The 19,221-nt window shown below is 69.1% G+C and carries 19 protein-coding genes; 3 read left to right on the top strand and 16 right to left on the bottom strand.

What is annotated here, in order from left to right; translation table 11 throughout:
- Positions 1-36: 36 nt before the first annotated feature.
- Positions 37-840: a DUF3800 domain-containing protein gene (locus tag A605_RS15230; RefSeq protein WP_149029371.1), complete on the top strand. Its 804-nt coding sequence runs from the start codon at positions 37-39 to the stop codon at positions 838-840.
- Positions 841-946: 106 nt separating this feature from the next.
- Here the strand turns inward: A605_RS15230 and A605_RS02815 are convergent, their stop codons facing one another.
- On the bottom strand, positions 947-1,195 hold the full coding sequence (locus A605_RS02815) for a hypothetical protein (RefSeq protein WP_015399989.1): 249 nt from the start codon (positions 1,193-1,195) through the stop codon (positions 947-949).
- 157 nt (positions 1,196-1,352) lie between these two features.
- Here A605_RS02815 and eccD point away from each other — a divergent pair, with 157 nt between their 5' ends.
- Positions 1,353-2,678, top strand: a complete 1,326-nt coding sequence (eccD, locus tag A605_RS02810; protein WP_015399988.1) for a type VII secretion integral membrane protein EccD — start codon at positions 1,353-1,355, stop codon at positions 2,676-2,678.
- Complete coding sequence (locus A605_RS02805; RefSeq protein WP_015399987.1) at positions 2,675-3,934, top strand: S8 family serine peptidase; 1,260 nt, start codon at positions 2,675-2,677, stop codon at positions 3,932-3,934. The genes eccD and A605_RS02805 overlap by 4 nt, the downstream gene beginning before the upstream one ends.
- Here A605_RS02805 and A605_RS02800 read toward each other — a convergent pair.
- The 15 genes from A605_RS02800 to infA all read right to left on the bottom strand — a co-directional run bounded on the left by A605_RS02800 (position 3,931) and on the right by infA (position 19,079).
- On the bottom strand, positions 3,931-4,359 hold the full coding sequence (locus A605_RS02800) for a TIGR02611 family protein (RefSeq protein WP_015399986.1): 429 nt from the start codon (positions 4,357-4,359) through the stop codon (positions 3,931-3,933). The two genes, A605_RS02805 and A605_RS02800, sit on opposite strands and share 4 nt — an antisense overlap.
- Before the next feature lie 130 nt (positions 4,360-4,489).
- Complete coding sequence (locus A605_RS02795; protein ID WP_015399985.1) at positions 4,490-5,785, bottom strand: SAM-dependent methyltransferase; 1,296 nt, start codon at positions 5,783-5,785, stop codon at positions 4,490-4,492.
- A gap of 70 nt (positions 5,786-5,855) precedes the next feature.
- Positions 5,856-7,382, bottom strand: a complete 1,527-nt coding sequence (locus A605_RS02790) for an FAD-binding oxidoreductase (RefSeq protein ID WP_027004236.1) — start codon at positions 7,380-7,382, stop codon at positions 5,856-5,858.
- A gap of 198 nt (positions 7,383-7,580) precedes the next feature.
- Entirely contained in the window at positions 7,581-8,831 is a 1,251-nt protein-coding gene (gene eccB / locus A605_RS02785; protein WP_015399983.1) for a type VII secretion protein EccB, read from the bottom strand.
- Positions 8,832-8,922: 91 nt separating this feature from the next.
- Complete coding sequence (locus A605_RS02780; RefSeq protein ID WP_015399982.1) at positions 8,923-11,451, bottom strand: DUF6541 family protein; 2,529 nt, start codon at positions 11,449-11,451, stop codon at positions 8,923-8,925.
- Positions 11,452-11,544: 93 nt separating this feature from the next.
- A complete protein-coding gene (gene truA, locus A605_RS02775; RefSeq protein ID WP_015399981.1) occupies positions 11,545-12,450 on the bottom strand; it encodes a tRNA pseudouridine(38-40) synthase TruA in 906 nt (301 codons plus the stop codon).
- Between the two features lie 144 nt (positions 12,451-12,594).
- A complete protein-coding gene (locus A605_RS02770; RefSeq protein WP_051625627.1) occupies positions 12,595-13,272 on the bottom strand; it encodes a DUF2382 domain-containing protein in 678 nt (225 codons plus the stop codon).
- Positions 13,273-13,720: 448 nt separating this feature from the next.
- Positions 13,721-14,557: a hypothetical protein gene (locus A605_RS02765; RefSeq protein WP_149029370.1), complete on the bottom strand. Its 837-nt coding sequence runs from the start codon at positions 14,555-14,557 to the stop codon at positions 13,721-13,723.
- 168 nt (positions 14,558-14,725) lie between these two features.
- Complete coding sequence (locus tag A605_RS14740; protein ID WP_015399978.1) at positions 14,726-15,214, bottom strand: PRC-barrel domain-containing protein; 489 nt, start codon at positions 15,212-15,214, stop codon at positions 14,726-14,728.
- A 294-nt stretch (positions 15,215-15,508) separates the two neighbouring features.
- Complete coding sequence (gene rplQ, locus A605_RS02755) at positions 15,509-16,069, bottom strand: 50S ribosomal protein L17 (protein WP_015399977.1); 561 nt, start codon at positions 16,067-16,069, stop codon at positions 15,509-15,511.
- A 79-nt stretch (positions 16,070-16,148) separates the two neighbouring features.
- The gene (locus A605_RS02750) at positions 16,149-17,162 is read right to left on the bottom strand and encodes a DNA-directed RNA polymerase subunit alpha (protein WP_015399976.1); all 1,014 of its coding nucleotides are present in this window, start codon (positions 17,160-17,162) and stop codon (positions 16,149-16,151) included.
- Between the two features lie 96 nt (positions 17,163-17,258).
- Positions 17,259-17,864: a 30S ribosomal protein S4 gene (gene rpsD / locus A605_RS02745; protein WP_015399975.1), complete on the bottom strand. Its 606-nt coding sequence runs from the start codon at positions 17,862-17,864 to the stop codon at positions 17,259-17,261.
- A 27-nt stretch (positions 17,865-17,891) separates the two neighbouring features.
- On the bottom strand, positions 17,892-18,296 hold the full coding sequence (rpsK, locus tag A605_RS02740) for a 30S ribosomal protein S11 (protein WP_015399974.1): 405 nt from the start codon (positions 18,294-18,296) through the stop codon (positions 17,892-17,894).
- Between the two features lie 3 nt (positions 18,297-18,299).
- Positions 18,300-18,668, bottom strand: coding sequence for a 30S ribosomal protein S13 (gene rpsM, locus A605_RS02735; RefSeq protein ID WP_015399973.1), 369 nt, complete (start codon positions 18,666-18,668; stop codon positions 18,300-18,302).
- A 192-nt stretch (positions 18,669-18,860) separates the two neighbouring features.
- Entirely contained in the window at positions 18,861-19,079 is a 219-nt protein-coding gene (infA, locus tag A605_RS02730) for a translation initiation factor IF-1 (protein WP_004566852.1), read from the bottom strand.
- Positions 19,080-19,221: the final 142 nt, after the last annotated feature.

Raw genomic sequence — 19,221 nt, 5'->3', positions numbered from 1 at the left:
TACCCTTACCTGTATCACCCACAGGAAAGGAACAGGTTGTACACATTTCATATTGATGAATCAGGAAAATCTCCGCAACAGAATAAATTCTTCTACTTGGGCGGTGTGGTCGCCACGGCAGATCAACTGGTGCAAGGGTATGAGGGCGTTTTCCATATCCGGCGAAAGTACGGCTTTCGTAATGGTGACCAATTAAAGTTCACTACCAATACAAGGCCCGACCACATTGAGAGAGAGGCTTGGAATGACGCTAAATCCGAGGTTCTCGACCTAATAAACAAAATTGGGATTAAGGTCATGGTGACCTTGATCCATCACAAAATAAGAGATAAAAACCCTCGGAATGCCGATGTATGGCCGCTCCAGAATCTCATCCGAGAGTTTTCTAATTCAATACTGGATCAGGAATCTACTTATGGAGCGGTATGCATGGACCGGGTAGATGAGTCTTGGGCCTACTCCGAAGTTGAGAGGATGGCTCAGGGGCAGATTAAGTACGGGGAAAGCGAAATCGGTTTCCCCAGAATTATCCATTACTCCTACACCTCGGCCAGTTCCTCTAACTTCAACTCTCTAGTTGATATTGCCTTGGGGTCCACCCGGCTATGTTGCGAGAACGCTTTTCTGACAACTCCCCGGAGTCAGGAAGTCACACAAAAGGTTTGGCCCAAAATTTATGAGTCCCTAGTCAAACATCCGCGTGAGAATTCCGCTCTAGGAGTGGGTCTAAAATTCCAACCGGAGGAAGTCAAAAGTGCCGCTTATCGTGCAGACTATGAAAAACTCCAGAGGTATTTGGCACACTATTCGAAAGACCTGGTGAAGCCCCCCACCCAGTAGAGGGCCAATCTCGTCACATACCCCCGCCCCCGGAAGTCCTGGGGCGGGGATATTTCTATTTCCGCTGGTAACCACCCCTTTTCCCACTTTCTAACAATACCCACAACTACACCTGTTGGAAAATGAGCATCATCGGGCTGGCCGCCCCGCCCGAGAGCAGCATCAGGCCGACGAGTGCGGCCATGGCGGCGATCATCACCACCGGCATGAGAACACGCATCAGCGGCACGGGCCCGGGCCGGTGCGCCGGTGGCACCGCCTCCGCACTCAGGCCGCCCTGCGGCAGCGGTGGTGCCGGTTCCCGTTCCGCGTAGGCGAGCGGTTCGACGATGCGGTCGACATCGAGGCCGAGCATGCGGGTATCCCCCATCCGTCCCCAGTCCCCCGGTCCCCCGACCGAGTCCCCCGAACTGTGGACACGCGCCCGATGTTAGGCCATGATGGCCGTGTCCGGGCAAGGGGGAACGTTCCGGGTACTCAAGATCGGGATTATCTGGGGGGATGGACATATCGTGGCCGTCGATCAATTTCTGCGTCTGACCGTGCGTTTCCACGTCGGCAGCTTCCACCGCGAGGCGGATCTCGCGCTACCGGCCGGCTCCGCGCTGGCCGACCTGCTGCCCGAGATCTGGCGGTTGTGCGGGGCACCGAAGATCTCCCGCCCCTGGCAGGCGAGCACCGCCGCCGGCACGGTCGTCGACCCGGCCGTCCCGCTGCACACCACCAGCCTGGACCACGGTTCGGTGCTGGTGCTCACCCCGCACCACGGGGTGCCCGCCCCGGTGGTGCGCGACGCCGCCGAATCGCTTGCCGACGCCGCCGACCGCCCGCCCGCCGCGGGACTCGCCGCCACGGGCGCCGTGGTCGGCTGCCTCGGTCTGGTGACCGTGCTGTCGGCCCTGCTGCCGGCGTCGGTGGCGCTGGCGGCCGGTGCCGTCGCCGCGTTGGCGGTCCTGGTGTGGCGGCGCTCGGCGCGGGTGCTGGCCCCGGTCGCCGTGGCCCTGGCGGGCGCGGCCGCGGCCGCCGCGGTGCTCGCCGACGCCCCGCAGGAGGCGGCCGCCTACGGGTGGGCCGGGCTGGCGGCCGGCGTGGCGGTGCTGGTCACACTGTTGGCCGCGGTCGTTGTCGGGGTGGTGGGACCACGCACGGCGGCCGCGCTCGCCGCCGGCTGCACGCTGGTCGGTCTGGCCGCGGTGGGGATGTTCCTGCCCGGGGTCTCCGTCTCCGCCGGGACTCTTGCCGCCCCGGCCGCCCTCGTGGTCGTCGCCGGGCTGGTGCTGGTCACGGCCGCACCCGGGCTGTCGTCGCGCGCGGCGGGGCTGAAGGTGCCGCGGCTGCCCACCGCGGGGCAGGACCTGGCGGTCTCCGACGATCCCCCGGCCGATGTCGATGACCGCGCCCGGCGCGCCCTGCACCTGCACGAGGGGCTGGCGGTGGGCACCGCCACCGTCCTGGCCCCCGCCCTGCTGCTGGTGGGGGCCGCCGGTGGTGGATTCCCGCAGGGGCTGTGCGTTGCCGCGGCCGGGGCGACGCTGCTGCACGCGGCCCGGCACCGGCACGCGGTCCCGGCATGGGCGTGGCTGGAGGTGGGACTGGCGGCCTGCCTCGGGGTCTGCCTGGCGGCGCTGACCGGCGGCGGGCGTCCGCTGCAGCTGGCCATCGGCGCCGCGGTGGCGTTGGCCGGGCTCAGCTCCCCGCTGTGGGCTGCCCGCGTGCCCGAGCTGGAGCCGACCGCCGTGGTGTGGTGGGAACGCGCCGAGTCCCTCGCCGTCGCCGCGACGTTGCCGCTGGCCGCACACCTGGCCGGGCTGTTCAGTCTCATCCGGGGGCTGGGATGACCGGCGGCAGGGCCCGGGCCCGGCTGGCGGCGTCCGTGCTGGTGGTGCCGGTGTTGGCCGGCTGTCTCCCGTCCCCGCCGGCGGTGGCCCAGGAACAACCGGGCCGGCAGCCGGACATCGCCTGCGCGGTACCGGAACCGGCCGCGGCCCCCGCCGGGCCACCACCCGGCCTCGCCCCGGCCCACCGCATCGCCACCGGGGCCGGGGTGCGGGTGGCGGTGGTCGACACCGGGGTCGCCGACCACCCGCAGCTCGGCGGGGTGGTACCGGGCGGGGATCTGGTGAGCCCGCAGGCCCCGGAACCGTTGCTGGACTGCGACGGCCACGGCACCGTCGTCGCCGGGGTGATCGCCGCCCGGGACTCCGGCATCGCCCCGGACGCCACGGTCATCAGCGTTCGCCAGTCCAGCGCCCACTACCGGCAACCGGCCACCGGGGAGACGAATCAGGGCGGGGCGGCCACCGGCGCCACAGCCACCACCGGCACCCTCGCCGGCCTGGCGGAGGCCGTCCACCTGGCGCTCGACGCAGGGGCGCAGGTCATCAACGTCTCGGTGGTCTCCTGCGTGCCGGCCGACGTCGCCGCCCGCCTGGACACCGGCCCGCTCGATGAGGCGCTCTACCGCGCGGAGGCCGACGGGGCGGTGGTCGTCGCGGCCGCCGGCAACCAGAGCCGGACCTGCGGGCCCGGCGCGGTGGTCTACCCGGCGCACGCCCCCACCGTGCTGTCGGTGGCCGCCCTCGACCGGGACGCCCCGCACGCCCTGGCCGGATACTCGATGCCCGCCGGTACCACCGGTTCCGGGCTGGCCGCACCCGGCGCGGTGCCCACGGGGCTCTCCCCCGACGGGAACGGGTGGGCGGCGGGAATGCGCGGGGCGGACCGGGGCGAGGTGGTCCCCTTCGCGGGGACGAGCTTCGCCGCGCCGGTGGTCTCGGGGACGGTGGCCCTGCTGCGGGAACGCCACCCACAGGAGTCGGCGGCACAGCTGCGCGAACGGGTGCGGGGCGCGGCGGAGCCCGGCCACGGGGTCGTCGACCCCTACTCCGCGCTGACGCACCTGGCCGCCGACTTCACGGTCGCGGCCCGGGACAAGGAGGTCACCGCCACCCCGGCACCTGATGAGCGGGCGCGCCGGGCCGCGCTCCTGGTGATGGGAGGACTGGGCCTGCTGGTACTCGCGGGCGTGGTGGTGGCCGGACTGCTTCCCCGCCGCGTCACTGCCCGGCGGCTCCGAACGCACCGGCGGCGCTAGCGGCTCAGGCCGATCTCCGCGGCGTAGGGGTCGAGGAACTCGAGTGCGCCGGCCTGCCAGGCCGTCCACACGATGCCGGCGAAGATCACCCAGATGACCAGGATGAGGCCGCTGATGAGTGAGAGGCGGACCACCATGGACTGCCGGTGGTACCAGGCGAAGAAGCGGTCGTAGAGGTGCACGCCCCGGGCCAGGAGGTTGCGGGCCCACCTGTGTTCCAGCGAGAGGATTCCCACGCCGAGGAAGGTGGTCAGCCAGCCCTGCCCGGGAAGCGGGATGGTGACGATGCCGACGATCAGCACCGTCCATCCGAGCACGAGGGTCAGGGGGCGCACCAGGTAGCCGTATCTGCCCTCCTTGGAACGCGCGTGGGTGGTGGAGAGCCGTTCCACGCGCTCCGAGACCATTTCCCGCATCGTGCCCATATCTTCTATAACGGTCCAATCACCGGCGGGGTTCCGCCCCGTGACTGAATTGTGACCGGAATCGCGAAACCCGCGGTCAGGGGCGACAAGCGTGTCCCCCTGATCGCGGGTGGCGGTGGACCGACGGTGGTTACACGGTCCACCACATGCGTTCGGGCACATCGCCGCGGGAGCCGTCGTCGAGCAGCTTGACGCCCAGGACGTGGTGGAGCTGGATGACGTTGTGCTCGAATCCCCACTCGGATCCGGCCATGTACATGCCCCACAGCCGGGCGGTGGGCAGGCCGACGAGTTCGACGGCCTTGTCCCAGTTGGCCTTGAGGTTCTCGCACCAGTCGTGGAGGGTGCGCATGTAGTCGAAACGCAGGTTCTCCTCGTGCAGGACCTCGAAGCCGTTGTTCTGCATGTTCTTGATGATGGTGCCGGAGCCGGTCAGCTCACCGTCGGGGAAGATGTAGCGGTCGATGAACTCGCCCTTCCGCGTCTTGTGGTTGTCCGGGTAGGTGATGCAGTGGTTGAGCATCAGCCCGCCCGGCCGCAGCTTGCCGGACAGGAACGAGAAGTACCTGGCATAGTTGTCGACGCCGACGTGCTCGAGCAGACCGATCGAGGAAACGGCGTCGAAGTCCGACTCGGGGATGTCGCGGTAATCCTGGTGGCGGATCTCGGCCAGGTCCTCGAGGCCCTCCTCCTTGATCTTCGCCCGGGCCCACTCGGCCTGTTCCTTCGACAGGGTGGCGCCGATGGCCTTCACGCCGCGTCGGGCGGCGTAGCGGACCATGCCGCCCCAGCCGCAGCCGATGTCGAGCAGTCGGTCGCCCTCCCTGAGGCGCAGCTTCTCGAAGATGAGGCGGTACTTGTTCTCCTGCGCCTCCTCCAGGGAGGAGTCCGGCGTCGGGTAGTAGGCGCAGGTGTAGGTCATCGAGTCGCCGAGGAAGAGCTCGTAGAACTCGTTGCCCACGTCGTAGTGGTGGGAGATGACCTCGGCGTCGCGTTCCTTCGAGTGACGGCTCAGCCCCTGGTTGATGCGCTTGTGCAGCCAGGAGGTGTGCTCGACCTCCGGGATCGGCTGGATCTGCAGGGCACCCTTGGCGCGCAGGGAACGCACGAGCCGGATCATTGTCGCGGCGTCGGGCTTGCGGAACTGGTCGTAGAGGTCACGGAGCGAATCGAAGATGCCGTAGGGGTGTGCCAGGTGCTCGCCCTCGAGCTCGAGGCCGCCGGTCATCCAGGCCCGCGCCAGGCCGACGTCGCCGGGGTTGGTGGCGATGTAGGCCAGGCCCTCCGGGCGGGTGAGGCGGACGGTGTATTTCGCGTCCTCCGGGCCCGTGGCCGAACCGTCGAAGGCCTCCCAGCGGAACGGGTTCGGCGGGGTGATCAGCGCGTCGATCATCTCGGCGACGGACATGGGGGTGAACGAGGTCATTGTGTTGTTTCCTTTACTGCTGGGCTCAGCTTTTACAAAAGGGGTCCGGATGAGGTGGGGCGTGGCGGGGTCAGGCGCCCCGGACGGTCTTGTCGTAGAGGCCGGGGAACCGTCCCGCGGGGTCGTAGACCTCCTTGAGCTTCTCCGGCAGCTTCCCGCCGTAGAGGTCCTCGAACTGCTCCCGGGTGTAGAAGGCCTCCGAGTACAGGGACTTGTGCCCGCCGAGGTCGTGGACCTTGGCCTCGATGACCCGGTTGAAGGCGCCCGGTTCCGCGTCGGGGCTGACGTGGTCCCCCGGCACCGCCGACCAGAAGCCGACGTTGATCCAGGTGGTGCCCGGCTTGAGCGGGTACAACGGCCACGGACTCGACTCGTCGCCGAGTACCTCACCGGAGTTGCCGAGCCGCTCGACCCCTTCGCGCAGGCGGATCGGGCACAGCCACACGGGCTGGATGTCGCAGGCGTCGAAGAACCAGGTCAGCCACTCGGCCAGCCGGTCGGAGGTGACCTCAATGTCCTGGACGACGCGCTCGCGGTGCGGCTCGCCCTGGCGTCCGGTCGTCAGGCGGTGCTCGACGTCGTACCTGCGGTCGACGCCGATCAGCTTCCAGTAGAAGGATGAGCGCAGCAGGTTCCGTGGCCAGAGCCGGCGGATCGTCGGATCCTGCGCGCCGAAGGCGCGGGAGCACCAGAACCAGTCGATGTCCCAGCGCCAGATGTAGTCGCGGATGGTCAGCCGGTCGCGCAGAATCCCCTCGGGGTGCTGGATGGAGCGGTAGTAGATCCGCTCGCGGGTGTAGTCCGAGACCGGCCCCTCCTCGTCGGTCTGGCGGCCCAGGACGAGGTAACCCTCCTCCGGGGAGAAGACCACGCCGTCGAGGTAGTCGACGGGCTCGCCGTCGTACTCGCGGGAAACGGAGATCTCGGCCAGCGCGTCGGAGAGCGTGTCGACGTCGTGGAAGCGCACGTGGCGCAGTTCGACGTAGGGCTTGACCCGCTCCAGCTCGATCTTCAGGCGCACCGTGTAGCCGAGCGAGCCGTAGGAGTTCGGGAAGCCGCGGAACAGGTCGACGTTCTCCGTCGGTGAGCAGGTGACGATCTCGCCGGTGCCGGTGAGCACGTCCATCTCCAGGACGGACTCGTGCGGTAGACCGTTGCGGAAGCTGGTGGACTCCACGCCCATGCCGGTGACCGCGCCACCGAGGGTGATCGTCTTCAGCTGCGGGACGACGAACGGCATCAGGCCGTACGGCAGGGTGGCGTCCACCAGGTCCTCGTAGGTGCACATGCCCTGCACGTGGGCGGTCGCGGCGACGGGGTCGACCTCGATGACGCCGCCGAGCCCCTCGACGTCGAGCCCCGGCACGGAGGTCTTCGCCCGGCCGCGGAAGAGGTTGGAGGTCTTCTTGGCCAGGCGGACACGCTCACCGTCGGGCACCGCCCGGAAGCTCGCGAGCAGGCGGTCAACGGCCTGCTGGTGCTGGTACCAGCCCACCGGGATGACCCGCTGGGCGTCGAGGCCACGGCCCGGCGCGGCCTTGGCCAGCGCATCGGTCACCCGCCCCATTACCGACAGTGTGGTGTCTGCAATGCTCATGAAAGACCACCTTAACCCCCATTTCCGCGGTGGGTGGGGATGGCCGGCGGCGCGTGATTCTGCTACTCTGCCGCGTTTTCCGCCGCCGGGGGACGAGAAGGCTGGTTGCGACCTCGGAAGATGCTGGCATGCGCCTATGCACGGGCACATGATCGGCCCACACTATGAATTTACTCACATCGACAGGGAATGGTCATCTCAGTAGGTGGCCCGGCGGGCGTCGCCGGGGTCGAGTGCCGGCCCCTCCGGCAGCAACCGCAGCACGGCCCACGGGGCGGTGGCCGGCTCGGCCAGCCCGAGGGCACCCAGCGCCACGGGATCAGGCACCGGGTGACGTACCCCGGTCCCGGAGACCACGTGGTGGCCGTGCCCGCTGTCGACGCCCACCGCACCGCCGTCCGGCCCGCGGAAGCGGTCGGCCACGCCGGTGCCCGACAGCTCCACCGTCCCCGAGCGCAACGCCCCGGCCGCCACGGTGGCGGTGCCGCCGTCGCCGCTTGCGCACAGCACCTGTCCGGTCGGGTCCAGCCACCCCGGCGCCACGGCGGGCAGCGACAGCCCGGTGGCACCGGCCCCCGCGTGGTCGGGGTGGTCCGCGATGTCCTCGCGGGGTGTCTCGCGGACCGGGGTCCCCAGGTCGGCGAGCACCGCGCCCTGCAGAGGGCTGACGGGCGCGACCTCGTCGTCGAACAGCATCCAGTCCCCTCCCCCGGTGACCAGCAGGGCGTCGGGAAGCGGGGCGGGTGCGCTCAGCGGCGGCAGTTCCCGCACCGCGTTCAGCACCTCGGTGGGCGGGTGCCAGCGTGGGGTGGCCGCGTCAACGCCGAGGGCCCGGCGGATGACGCGTCCCTCCCGGGTGGCGGGGTCGGGCAGGGCGGCGCGCCCGTCGGCGCTGAGCACCCAGTCGCGTCCGCCGTCCACCGCGAGCACCGCCCGGTGGCGGGCCAGTGGATCGGTCGGCGGGCCGGCCAGCACGGTGACCGCCTCCCCGTCGTGGCAGGCGGCCCAGGACAGGGGATCGGGGTCGTCGGCGGCCAACAGGCCCGGCGCCCCGGGGATACCGAGGGGCACCCCGCGCGGCTGGTCGGCGAGCAACTCGTCGCCGATGCGGGCGGGGTCGTCGGGCGCGCCGGTGATCAGCCGCGCCGACGCCAGATTGGCCACGGGGTGGACGGTGCCGTCAACGCGGACGTAGAGCGCGCCGGACTCACTCCGCAGGATCGCGGCGTCGCCGGGGTCCGCGGCCGGGCGCAGCCAGGCGAGCAGCCCGGCGCCCAGCCCGATCAGCACGACGGCGGTCAGGCCGAAGAGCATGGCGCGCCGGCGGGCACCGAGTGGGTCGTGGAGCATGCGGATGTCGCCGAGCACGAGTCCGTGCTCGACGCGGCGCAACAGGAACTTGTGCCCGGAGACCTGTGCCTTGGTCGTGGGCAGCAGCGAAGTGCTCACACCATCTCCCCCAGATTCAGGTGTGCGGTGCCGGCGTGGACTCCCCCGAGTCCCGGTCGCCGACCCCGGTCAGTTGTGGTCGCCTGTGAGCCTAGGGCCGGGTGGCCGGGATCTCAAGCGGATCCTGCTCGAGGTTCGGGTTGCCCGGGGTCGGGATCGGGTTCGGCCCGCCCTGGTCGGGGGTGGTGGGCCGGTGGAAATAGGGCTCGTCCACCTCCGCGGGACTTTCGGCGATGCCGAGCTCGCCCCGGGTGGGCACCGGGGGCAGCGGCTGCGGGGAGTTGCCCGGCGCCCGCATCTGCGCCAGCTCCTCGTCGGTGAAGGCGTCGTTGACGGCGAAGATGGTCACGTTCTGATCCTGGTAGACCGCGGTGGCGCCGGGCGCGTGCCACAGACCGTCGAGCATGGCCCAGTTCGGTTCCTGGAAGGCCCAGAAGCTCCACGGGGAGAGGAAGTAGAAGTTGACGCCGAGCTCCTCGGCGGCCCGGTCCACGTTGTTCTCCTGGGTGGGGTCACCGTGGTTGCCCACGCCCAGCAGGTCGGCGTGCCAGTAGAGCAGGTCGGTGGCCGATCCCCGGCCGCTGGTGGGCCACAGGTAGTGGCGCATGACGCTGGGCAGTCCGTTGTAGGCGTACATCCAGCCGTGGCCGTCCGCGGGCTCGCCCATGATCATCCCGTCGTAGGCGTGCGGCTGCCGGGCCAGCCAGTCGAAGGCGCGCAGGTCGACCTCGGAGACCATCCGGCCGTCGAGGCGGGGGGCGGTGATCGACCAGTGGGCACCCTCCTCCACGGCGTCGCGGGTGGCCCAGGCGGCGGTGCCCCAGCCGGCCAGCAGGGCCAGCACCACGGAGACGACCGCCGAGCCGGTCGCCCACTTCTTCACCGGGGCCAGGCTGATCAGGCGGATGAGCACGGCCACGCCGACGCCGGCGGCGGCGAAGGTGAACAGGGCGACCGGCATGACCAGCCGGTGGGCGGTGGAGTAGTGCAGGCTGCCGACGATGTTGAGCCAGTCGCCCCACGGCTGTTCGAAGGCCTTGAGCGAATTCGCGGTCATCCAGACGCTCAGCAGGTAGAAGGCCGGGGCCCACAGATTCCGGCGCCACACCAGCAGCGCGACGGCCCCGATGCCCGCGACCCACAGCAGCAGCGTGGGATCGTACTCGGTGAAGGCGTCGACGTGGCGGGTGTACATCGTGAAGGCCTTCTCCCACGACTCCGCCCGGGTGACGTCCTCCTCCGCGCTGAAGGAGGCGACCTCCTCGGTGGACTCGGCGCCGGAGAGGATCTGCGGGAGCAGGATGACCACGCCGGCCAGCCCCGCCGCCGCGAGCAGCCCGAGATCACGCAGCCGGTAGCCGATCCTCCCACCCCAGGTGCGCGCCTTCCGGGCCGGGGCCCACAGCAGCCTGAACAGCCACCATAGAGCGACCGCCAGTACGGCGATCGTGGCGGCGGCGGGGTGCAGCTGGATCATGCCGGCCAGCGACAGCGCGGCGGCCAGGGCGGCGACGGGCCGGTAGGGCACCAGCATGAACAGGGCGAGCACGATGCCGGAGACGGCCACGGCGGCCAGGTAGGGCCAGGCACCGACGTAGTGGCCGACCCAGAACAGCACCGGGGAGGCGAAGACGGCGATGGCGCCGATGCCCGCGGCGATCTGGGCGGTCAGTCCGCGGTTGCCAACCATCCGCCAGGCGATCAGCGCGACCGACAGCGGCAGCGCCAGGCCCGGCAGGACGATGCTGGAGAGGTTGATGGCGGCGATCGGGCTGACGCCGAGGATCTCCACGAGCAGGTAGGTGCCGGCGTGCCAGGCCGTCGGGTAGTACATCTGCGCCTGGGTCTCGATGTTCTGCAGCTCGCCCATGCGGGTGGGGTCGGCCACGCCGGCGTCCATGATCCAGCGGACGACGCTGGCGTGCCAGTGGACGTCCCAGCCCTGGAAGATGTTCTCGATCCCGCGGGGGACCTCCTCGAAGAAGCCGAGGCCCTTCGAGATGAACAGGTACATCCCCGTCAGCACGCCCGCGGCGGGCAGCAGCCACACCGGGTCGAGCAGGCTGCCGCGGCGGCCGTCGCCGGTCCACCAGCGCCGCCAGAACGACTCCCGGCGCTCCCCCGCGGCCACGGCGCCCGAGGCACCCGGGGCACCGACGGACGGCGCCCCGGTGACGTCCTCGGCAGGCAGCGTGACGACGGTCGCGGCGTCCGGATCGTGCGCGGCGGTCGAGCCGGTCAGCGGCGGATCGGAGGCGGACAGGGCGCCGGCCTCGACCTGATTGGCAGTCTCCCGGCCGGTGCCCTCACCGGCTGCGGGAGCCCCGACGGGTCGCCGGGCCGCCCACCGGCGGGCCCGTTTCCGCCCCACCACGAGGAAGCTGCCACGCCAGATCAGGGCGATGACCATCAGCAGCGCCCACATCACGGTGGCGGAGGCGAGATCATAGCGCAGGCCCATCTGCCCGAGCAGCCAGGCGGCCAGGCCGTAGACGCCGAAGGAGACGGGAAGCGAGGCCGCGGCCGCCCAGGGCGCCTTCAGACCGGAGACCCAGCCGAGCAGGAACCCGGGGACGGTGAACACCAGCGCCGCCAACACAGCCGCCTGGTACATGTCCATCGCGGACCCACCCTTTCCTCGCCTGTCTGCTCAGTGGAACCCGAATGAGTCTAATCGCAGCCTCAGCCCGTCATGCGGCGGCTCGCCCCAAGATCACTCCCGGCCCGGCAGGCTGCGCCGGTCGCGGGTGGTCAACGCCCGGGTGGCGAGCTGATCCTCGGCCGGGTAGTCGACACCGGTGAGGCTCAGGCCCTTCGCCGCGGCGACCGGCACGAGCGGGGACCGGGTGCGCTCGTCGAGCAGCCCGCGGGTGAAGTCCTCCCCGCGGCGCCCCTCCCCCACCGCCAGGCAGGCACCCACCAGGGAACGCACCATGGACCAGCAGAAGGCGTCGGCGGTCACGTGTGCCTCGTACAGCTGCGGCTCGGCGGGGGTGGACACGTCGTGCCAGGTGAAGGACTGCAGGTCGCGCACCGTCGTGGCGTGGGGCTTGGCCTTGCAGAAGGCCGCGAAGTCATGGAGTCCGACGAGGACGTCGGCGGCCGCGCGCATCGACTCCAGGTCGACGGGCTTCGGCCAGGCGGCGGTGTCACGGGCGCGCGTCGGCAGCGCCCCGCGGGGATGGGTGGTCACCCGGTAGACGTAGTGGCGGCGCAGCGCCGAGAAGCGCGCGTCGAAGCCCGCGGGGGCGAGGGTGCAGTCGTGGACGCGGACGTCCTCGGGCAGGAGCCGGCCGAGGCGGCGCACGAGCCGGGCGGGGTCGCCGTCGATGGAGCGCTGCTCCAGCCGGTCGGCGGGGATGTCCAGGTGGGCGACCTGCGCGGAGGCGTGCACCCCGGCGTCGGTGCGGCCGGCGACGGTCAGCTCGGCGTCGGTGCGCAGGATGCGGCCGAGCGCCTCCTCCAGCACACCCTGCACCGTGCGCAGCCCGCTGTCGCCCTGTTTCGCCCAGCCGTGGAAGTCCGTGCCGTCATAGGCCACGTCGAGCCGCAGGCGCAGAGTGTCCTCTGGGGTTCCGGGATTCTCTGCGGTGGTGGGCGAAGACTCGGGGCGGGGCATGCGGGTGGGCGACCTTCCGGGGCTCGGGGAACTCGGGTGGGGCCGGAGGCCGCGTCAGCGCGGCCCGGTTCCCACTGGAGTATAGGCACCCCTGGCCCTGCGGTCCGCGGCGGGCGGGACCGCTGGTCGACGCCCGTGCCCGGTTCAGCGGCGGTCGCGGTCGACGTCGCCGAGGTCGGGATCGTCGACCGGGGTGACGGTGCCGTCCTCGTTGACCCGCTCGACGCGCACCTCCTCCCGGGTGACCGGGACCTTGATGGTGCGGGTCTCGGTGACCACGTACTTGCGCAGCCGGTACTCCCCGCCCAGGTCCTGGGCCTCGCCCACCGCGCGCTCGTCAGCGGCGGCCAGGTCCGGGGAGTCACCGGTACGGTTCTCGTCGCGGCGCCGCTCCCCCTCACGCCGCTCCTCCTCGCGGCGCTCCTCTCCGCGGCGATCGTCGGAGCCCCCGTCGTCGGTCCGCTCGTCGCGGGCGTCACGGGGGTCGCGGTAGCCGGACGCCTCGGGGGCGGATTCAACGCCGTAGTGGTGCAGGAGCTTATTTTCCTGATCGCCGGTCATCCCCTCCCCCGATTCGAATTCCGGGGCGTCCTTGATCCACTCCTTCGGGAAGGCCAGGTCGAGCTGCTCGCCCTCGAGTCTGCTGCCGCGCAGCGGGACCAGGCTGTCGCCCATGCCGAACAGGCCGTGGGAGACCTCGATGAAGGAGGGCTGGCCGCTGCGGTTGTCCAGGTAGACCTGCCGGACGGCGCCGAGCTTCTCGCCGGAGCTGTCGTAGGCGGTGGCACGGAACAGGTCGTCGATCTGAGGATTCTGGCTCATGGTCATGTTCCTTTCGGCTCTCCCGGTCTGGTCCCGGTCGACCCGTCGCGGAGCTCATGCCCCCTGCGGCGTCGGCGGCCATTCCTGGGGTGTGCTGTTCAGTTGTGGCGGGCGGCGGCCGGCGGTTACCGGTGCCGTTGGAACCGACGATAACCCCGGATTGCGGAGAAGGTCCGTCGAACACCGGGTGGAGCACCGGGAAGGACCGGAACCGCCCACGTTGACCGTGGAAAGGAACGGTCCCGCGGAGTCGGGGGAAGCGGCCCGGACACGAATTCCCCCAGCTCAGGGGGTGATAGGTCACTCGCCCCGCAAGGCGATCAGGGAGGCTCCGCCCCGGGCGAGCCAACCGGGACGGCACAGAACCGGGCCATAACGAATCGAAAACGAGGGCCGGGAGGCCGCGATCCGGCGGTCATGCGGTCACTTCCGGTCGTCGCATGTGAGGTTACTGCTCGAGGCCCTCCACGGCCTGCCGCACCGCGGCGTCGCGCTCGGCCCTCTCCCGCCGCAGCTGCCGTCTCTCATCGGTCCGCTGCTGCTCACGGGCGCGTGTCAGCGGCAGTCCCAGGAGGCCGGTGCCCAGCAGAATGGTCCACAGCCCCAGCAGGTCGAAGGTGAGCCGGTCAACCAACCCCGCCGCGAACTCCACCAGCCCGGCCAGGACCAGGGCGAGGAAGCCCGCCACCGAGACGATGAGCAGCACCAGTGTGGCGCGGGCGGCGGGCCCGGACACCAGCGGCAGGGGCCCCTCGGCACCCGAGCGCCGCCAGGAACGGAAGGCCCACCACACCAGGGCCATCGCCGCCCAGGTCAGCACGGCCCGCGCGACTCCCGCGGCGTCGTGAAGCACGGCGTTGACGTTCGCCGGCACCGCGCCGGTGACGATGAGTGCGGCGCCGGACAGGAGCAGCAGCCAGGCGACGGCGCTTCCGCCCCGGATCCGGTCCGGACTGCGCCGCAGCCCGGTCAACAGGAGCAGGGCGCCGATGATGAGCAGTACCCCGCTGACTATCGTGCCGATGTTGAACCAGCCGTAACCGGGGCTGCAGGCGTAGCGGGGGAAGAACAGGTCCTGGACCATCCCACAGGTGGTGAGGCCGAGGTCGCTGATCCGGTTGAGACCGAAGCTGTAGCCGACCTGCCGCCACTGGCCGATCGCGAGAAGCTGTCCGAGGAAGCCGACGAGTGCGCTGAGTATCAGGACCATCCCGGCGAAACGGAGGACGCCGCTGCCCGCGCCCCGGATTGAACTCTGGGTGGTGGTGTGGTCGGTGCTGCTCATGATGTCCACCAGGCTACTGTGGCGGACGCACGATGACAGCCTGGACCCACGCGGTGAATCCGCCTTCACGGATCCACCGGCCCCCGCGCTCCGCGCGCACCGACGGCACCACTTCCCTGCCCCGGTGCATCGCGCCGTCAGGGACTCGGAAAGACCATGCCCGGTCGGTCAGCGAACCGGACCGGCGTCATCCTCCGGATCAACCTCGCCGAAGGAGCCGGCGACGCCATCGTCGTCGAGCTGGCCCAGTCCGTGCGGATCACGCAGGCGATCGGTGCGGGAGTCGCCCACCCGGGCACGTCGGTCATCGCCGTGATTCGGGTGTGCGCCGCCAGCCCCCGACACGGCGGAATCGAGGCCGTAGTGCCGGAGGATCTCCTCCTCCCGTTCCCTGGTCAGCTCCTTCCCGGGCTCATGGTGGGGCGCGTCCTTGATGAGATCCTTCGGGAAGGCCAGGACGAGATCTTCTCCATTGAGGTGGGAGCCGTCCAGTGGGACCAGGCTGTTGCCCAATCCGATCACGCCGTAGGAGATCTCCACATAGGAGGGATGCCCGGTGTCGTCGGTGTACACCTGGGTGACGTTGCCGAGGGCCTCTCTGTCGCTGTCTTGGACGGTGGCCCGGCGCAGGTTATCGATCAGGTGGTCAGTGCTCATGGTGGGGCTCCTTTCGGATTACCCGGTCCGGCGCCCCGCCGTCATCATCACCGTCGGCGGAAGCGGCGTCCGTTCCAGGGGTCGGGTGTGCCGTTTCTGGACGTTGGCCGCCGGAGACGGCCGTCACCCCACACTAACCACGCAACCTGGCTCCGGGGGCGGCCCCGCTGGACGGGTGCCCCTCCCGACCGAGGGGACAACCGTAGCCGCCCCCGCCCCCACCCATGAAAAACCACCGCGCCGCTCCCTAGGACAGGGTGCGGCGCGGTGGTCGTGATGAAGCGGCGGGGAGGGTTACTTCTCCTCGTTCTTCTCCTCGGCCGGAGCCTCGGGGGACTCGGCCTCGGCCTCGGTGGCCTCGTCGGCGGCCTGAGCGTCGGTGGCCTGGTCGGCCTCGACCTCGGGGGCCTCGGTGGTCTCCTCGGCCGGAGCCTCGGTGGCCTCGGCCTGCTTGGAGGCGGCGGCACGGGCGGCGCGGGTGGCCTCGGTGGTCACGGTCTCCTCGAGAACGAGGGAGATCTGGGACATCGGGGCGTTGTCACCGCTGCGGTTCTCGAGCTTGACGATGCGGGTGTAGCCGCCGTCACGGTTCTCGAACTTCGGGGCCAGCTCGTTGAACAGGTAGTTCACGACGTCCTTCTGCGGAACCTGCTTGAGCACCAGGCGACGGTCGGCGACGGAGCCGGACTTGGCCTTGGTGATCAGCTTCTCCGCGAAGGGGCGAAGCACCTTCGCCTTGGCATCGGTGGTCTTGATGGCACCGTGCTCGAACAGAGCGGCAGCCAGGTTGGATAGGATCCGCTTCTGGTTGGCCGCAGAGCCGCCGAGACGGGCACCTTTCTTCGGGGTAGGCATTTAAGTACTCCTCGTGTACGGATTGGGTGAGCGCGAGGGATTCCCGGACCCGTGGGCCCGGGAATCCCGGCTGGGCGTCTTACTCGGAATCTTCGGCCTCGAGGTCGATGTAGTCGCCGGTCTCGGCGTCGTAGCCCTCCAGTGTGGAGGGGTCGAAGTCCTCGGGGGCATCCTTCAGGGTCAGACCCAGGCTGGCGAGCTTGATCTTCACTTCGTTGATGGACTTCTGCCCGAAGTTGCGGATATCCAGCAGATCCGACTCGGTGCACTCGGCGAGTTCACCGACGGTGTGGATTTCCTGGCGCTTCAGGCAGTTGTAGGAGCGCACGGAGAAGTTCAGATCCTCGATCGGCATGCTGTAGGCGGCGATGTACTCCGTCTCCTGCGGGGACGGACCGATCTCGATGCCCTCGGCGGCGGTGTTCAGCTCGCGGGCGAGGCCGAACAGCTCAACCAGGGTCTTGCCTGCCGACGCCATGGCGTCACGCGCGGTGATGGAGTTCTTGGTCTCGACATCGATGATCAGCCGGTCGAAGTCCGTGCGCTGCTCGACACGGGTGGCCTCGACCTTGTAGCTGACCTTGAGCACCGGCGAGTAGATCTGGTCGACCGGGATCCGGCCGATCTCACCGCTCGCGGTGGTGGCCGCCGGAACGTAGCCGCGGCCACGCTCGACGATCAGCTCGATGTCCAGCTTGGCCTGCTCATTCAGGGAGGCGATGTGCAGATCCGGGTTGTGGATCTCCACACCGGCCGGCGGCTGAATGTCGCCGGCGGTGACCGCTCCCGGGCCCTCCTTGCTCAGGTACATGACCACCGGCTCGTCGGAGTCGGAGGACAGCACCAGATCCTTGATGTTCAGGATGATCTCGGAGACATCCTCCTTGACACCGCTGATCGTGGTGAACTCGTGGAGCACACCGTCGATCTTCACGCTGGTCACAGCCGCGCCCGGGATGGACGACAGCAGGGTCCGGCGCAGGGAGTTGCCGAGGGTGTAGCCGAAGCCCGGCTCCAGCGGTTCGATGACGAACCGGGAACGCGCGGAGTCAACGTAGTCCTCGGTGAGCGTGGGACGCTGGGAAATGAGCATGGAACTCTCCTTGTGTGACGCCCGCTATTTGACGTCGATAGGCAAAGGATGAAGGGGTGAAGATTCCTGCGGCCGGGTGGCCCGGCCGCAGAAGAATTACTTCGAGTAGAACTCGACGATGAGCTGCTCCTGCAGCGGAACGTCGATCTGGGCGCGCTCGGGCAGCTGGTGCACGAGGATGCGCAGGGTGGACGGGACGACCTGCAGCCAGGCCGGGACGACGGCGTCGACGAGGTTGTCCTGGGCCTCCTCGAACCAGATCATCTTGCGGGACTTCTCGCGCACGTCGATGATGTCGTACTGCGACACCTGGAAGGAAGGCACGTTGACCTTCTTGCCGTTGACGAGGAAGTGCCCGTGGGAGACGAGCTGGCGGGCCTGGCGGCGGGTGCGTGCCAGACCGGCGCGGTAGACCACGTTGTCGAGACGGGACTCAAGCAGGATGACCAGATTGTCGCCGGTCTTGCCCGGGCGACGGTTGGCCTCGGCGTAGTAGCGACGGAACTGCTTCTCCATCACGCCGTAGGTGAAACGAGCCTTCTGCTTCTCCTGCAGCTGCAGGAGGTACTCGGACTCCTTGATGCGGGCGCGGCCAGCCTGACCCGGCGGGTAGGGGCGACGCTCGAATGCCATGTCTCCGCCGACGAGGTCGACGCGGAGGCGGCGGGACTTGCGGGTTGCGGGGCCGGTATAACGAGCCATGAGTTGCTTACCTCTTCCTTTCCCTGATTAAACGCGACGACGCTTCGGCGGACGGCAGCCGTTGTGCGGCTGGGGCGTCACATCCGAGATCGAGGACACCTCGAGGCCGGCGGCCTGGAGGGAGCGGATAGCGGTCTCACGGCCCGAACCCGGACCCTTGACGAACACGTCGACCTTCTTCATGCCGTGATCCATCGCCTTGCGGGCGGCGTTCTCGGCGGCCATCTGCGCGGCGAACGGGGTGGACTTACGGGAGCCCTTGAACCCGACGTGGCCGGAGGTGGCCCAGGAGATGACGGCACCGTGCGGGTCCGTGATGGACACGATGGTGTTGTTGAAGGTGGACTTGATGTAGGCGTGGCCCTGGGCCACGTTCTTCTTTACGACGCGACGGCCGGTGCGGCGTGCGCCAGAGCGAGTCTTCGGAGGCATGAGTTACTTCTTCTTTCCGGCGATCGTCTTCTTGGGACCCTTGCGCGTACGGGCGTTGGTCTTGGTGCGCTGGCCGCGGACGGGCAGTCCACGACGGTGGCGCAGACCCTGGTAGGAGCCGATCTCGATCTTGCGGCGGATGTCGGCCTGAACCTGGCGGCGGAGGTCACCCTCGACCTTCCAGGTGGCCTCGATGACGTCACGCAGGGATGCGATCTGCTCGTCAGTGAGGTTGTCGGTACGCAGGTCGGGAGAGATACCGGTCTCCTCGAGCAGCTTGGCGGCACGGGCGGGGCCGATGCCGTAGATGTAGGTGAGTGCGATCTCCATGCGCTTGTTGCGCGGGAGGTCAACACCAGCAAGACGTGCCATGTGGCAGTACCTTTCGGGTTGTTACGGTGGTTTTCTCCCGGCTCATCCCCACCAATCGGTGCTTTGCCCAGACCGAGACTGGACGATGGACCGAGATCCGTGGGGCTCCAGCCACCGCGGCCGGAGGTGAGTGAGGTGCGCACCGCGTCAGACGCGGACACGCGCACGGTGGAGCAGGGAGGCGGTTTGCTCTTACTTGTAGCGGTAGACGATGCGTCCGCGGGTCAGATCGTAGGGAGAAAGCTCCACGACGACGCGATCCTCGGGGAGGATACGGATGTAGTGCTGGCGCATCTTGCCACTGATGTGAGCGAGAACCTTGTGCCCGTTGTCGAGTTCGACACGGAACATTGCATTCGGCAGGGGCTCGATGATCCGGCCCTCAACCTCGATGGCGCCTTCCTTAGCCATATCCTCCACATTCCCGGTGCCGACCGACGCCGGCGGGGCGATCGGTGTAGTGGGGCACCTTAGATTTCATACATGTCCACTGCAGGCGTGAGTGCGGGTGCACACACACCGTTGGATCATCCTACAGTTGAGAGGGCATAAA

The organism is Corynebacterium halotolerans YIM 70093 = DSM 44683, from assembly GCF_000341345.1.
Lineage (GTDB): Bacteria > Actinomycetota > Actinomycetes > Mycobacteriales > Mycobacteriaceae > Corynebacterium > Corynebacterium halotolerans.
Note: the sequence above shows the minus strand (reverse complement) of the source record. Positions and strands in the feature narration are given on the sequence as shown.

Excerpts from the sequence above, each read along its gene's own strand:
- A605_RS14740 (WP_015399978.1), bottom strand. The coding sequence starts at position 15,214 with ATGAGCACTGACCACCTGATCGATAACCTGCGCCGGGCCACCGTCCAA.
- rpsK (WP_015399974.1), bottom strand. The coding sequence starts at position 18,296 with ATGCCTCCGAAGACTCGCTCTGGCGCACGCCGCACCGGCCGTCGCGTC.
- rplQ (WP_015399977.1), bottom strand. The coding sequence starts at position 16,069 with ATGCCTACCCCGAAGAAAGGTGCCCGTCTCGGCGGCTCTGCGGCCAAC.
- rpsM (WP_015399973.1), bottom strand. The coding sequence starts at position 18,668 with ATGGCACGTCTTGCTGGTGTTGACCTCCCGCGCAACAAGCGCATGGAG.
- A605_RS02765 (WP_149029370.1), bottom strand. The coding sequence starts at position 14,557 with ATGAGCAGCACCGACCACACCACCACCCAGAGTTCAATCCGGGGCGCG.
- A605_RS02790 (WP_027004236.1), bottom strand. The coding sequence starts at position 7,382 with ATGAGCATTGCAGACACCACACTGTCGGTAATGGGGCGGGTGACCGAT.
- A605_RS02795 (WP_015399985.1), bottom strand. The coding sequence starts at position 5,785 with ATGACCTCGTTCACCCCCATGTCCGTCGCCGAGATGATCGACGCGCTG.
- A605_RS02780 (WP_015399982.1), bottom strand. The coding sequence starts at position 11,451 with ATGGACATGTACCAGGCGGCTGTGTTGGCGGCGCTGGTGTTCACCGTC.
- A605_RS02815 (WP_015399989.1), bottom strand. The coding sequence starts at position 1,195 with ATGCTCGGCCTCGATGTCGACCGCATCGTCGAACCGCTCGCCTACGCG.
- infA (WP_004566852.1), bottom strand. The coding sequence starts at position 19,079 with ATGGCTAAGGAAGGCGCCATCGAGGTTGAGGGCCGGATCATCGAGCCC.
- A605_RS02800 (WP_015399986.1), bottom strand. The coding sequence starts at position 4,359 with ATGGGCACGATGCGGGAAATGGTCTCGGAGCGCGTGGAACGGCTCTCC.
- A605_RS02805 (WP_015399987.1), top strand. The coding sequence starts at position 2,675 with ATGACCGGCGGCAGGGCCCGGGCCCGGCTGGCGGCGTCCGTGCTGGTG.
- rpsD (WP_015399975.1), bottom strand. The coding sequence starts at position 17,864 with ATGGCTCGTTATACCGGCCCCGCAACCCGCAAGTCCCGCCGCCTCCGC.
- A605_RS02770 (WP_051625627.1), bottom strand. The coding sequence starts at position 13,272 with ATGAGCCAGAATCCTCAGATCGACGACCTGTTCCGTGCCACCGCCTAC.
- truA (WP_015399981.1), bottom strand. The coding sequence starts at position 12,450 with ATGCCCCGCCCCGAGTCTTCGCCCACCACCGCAGAGAATCCCGGAACC.
- A605_RS02750 (WP_015399976.1), bottom strand. The coding sequence starts at position 17,162 with ATGCTCATTTCCCAGCGTCCCACGCTCACCGAGGACTACGTTGACTCC.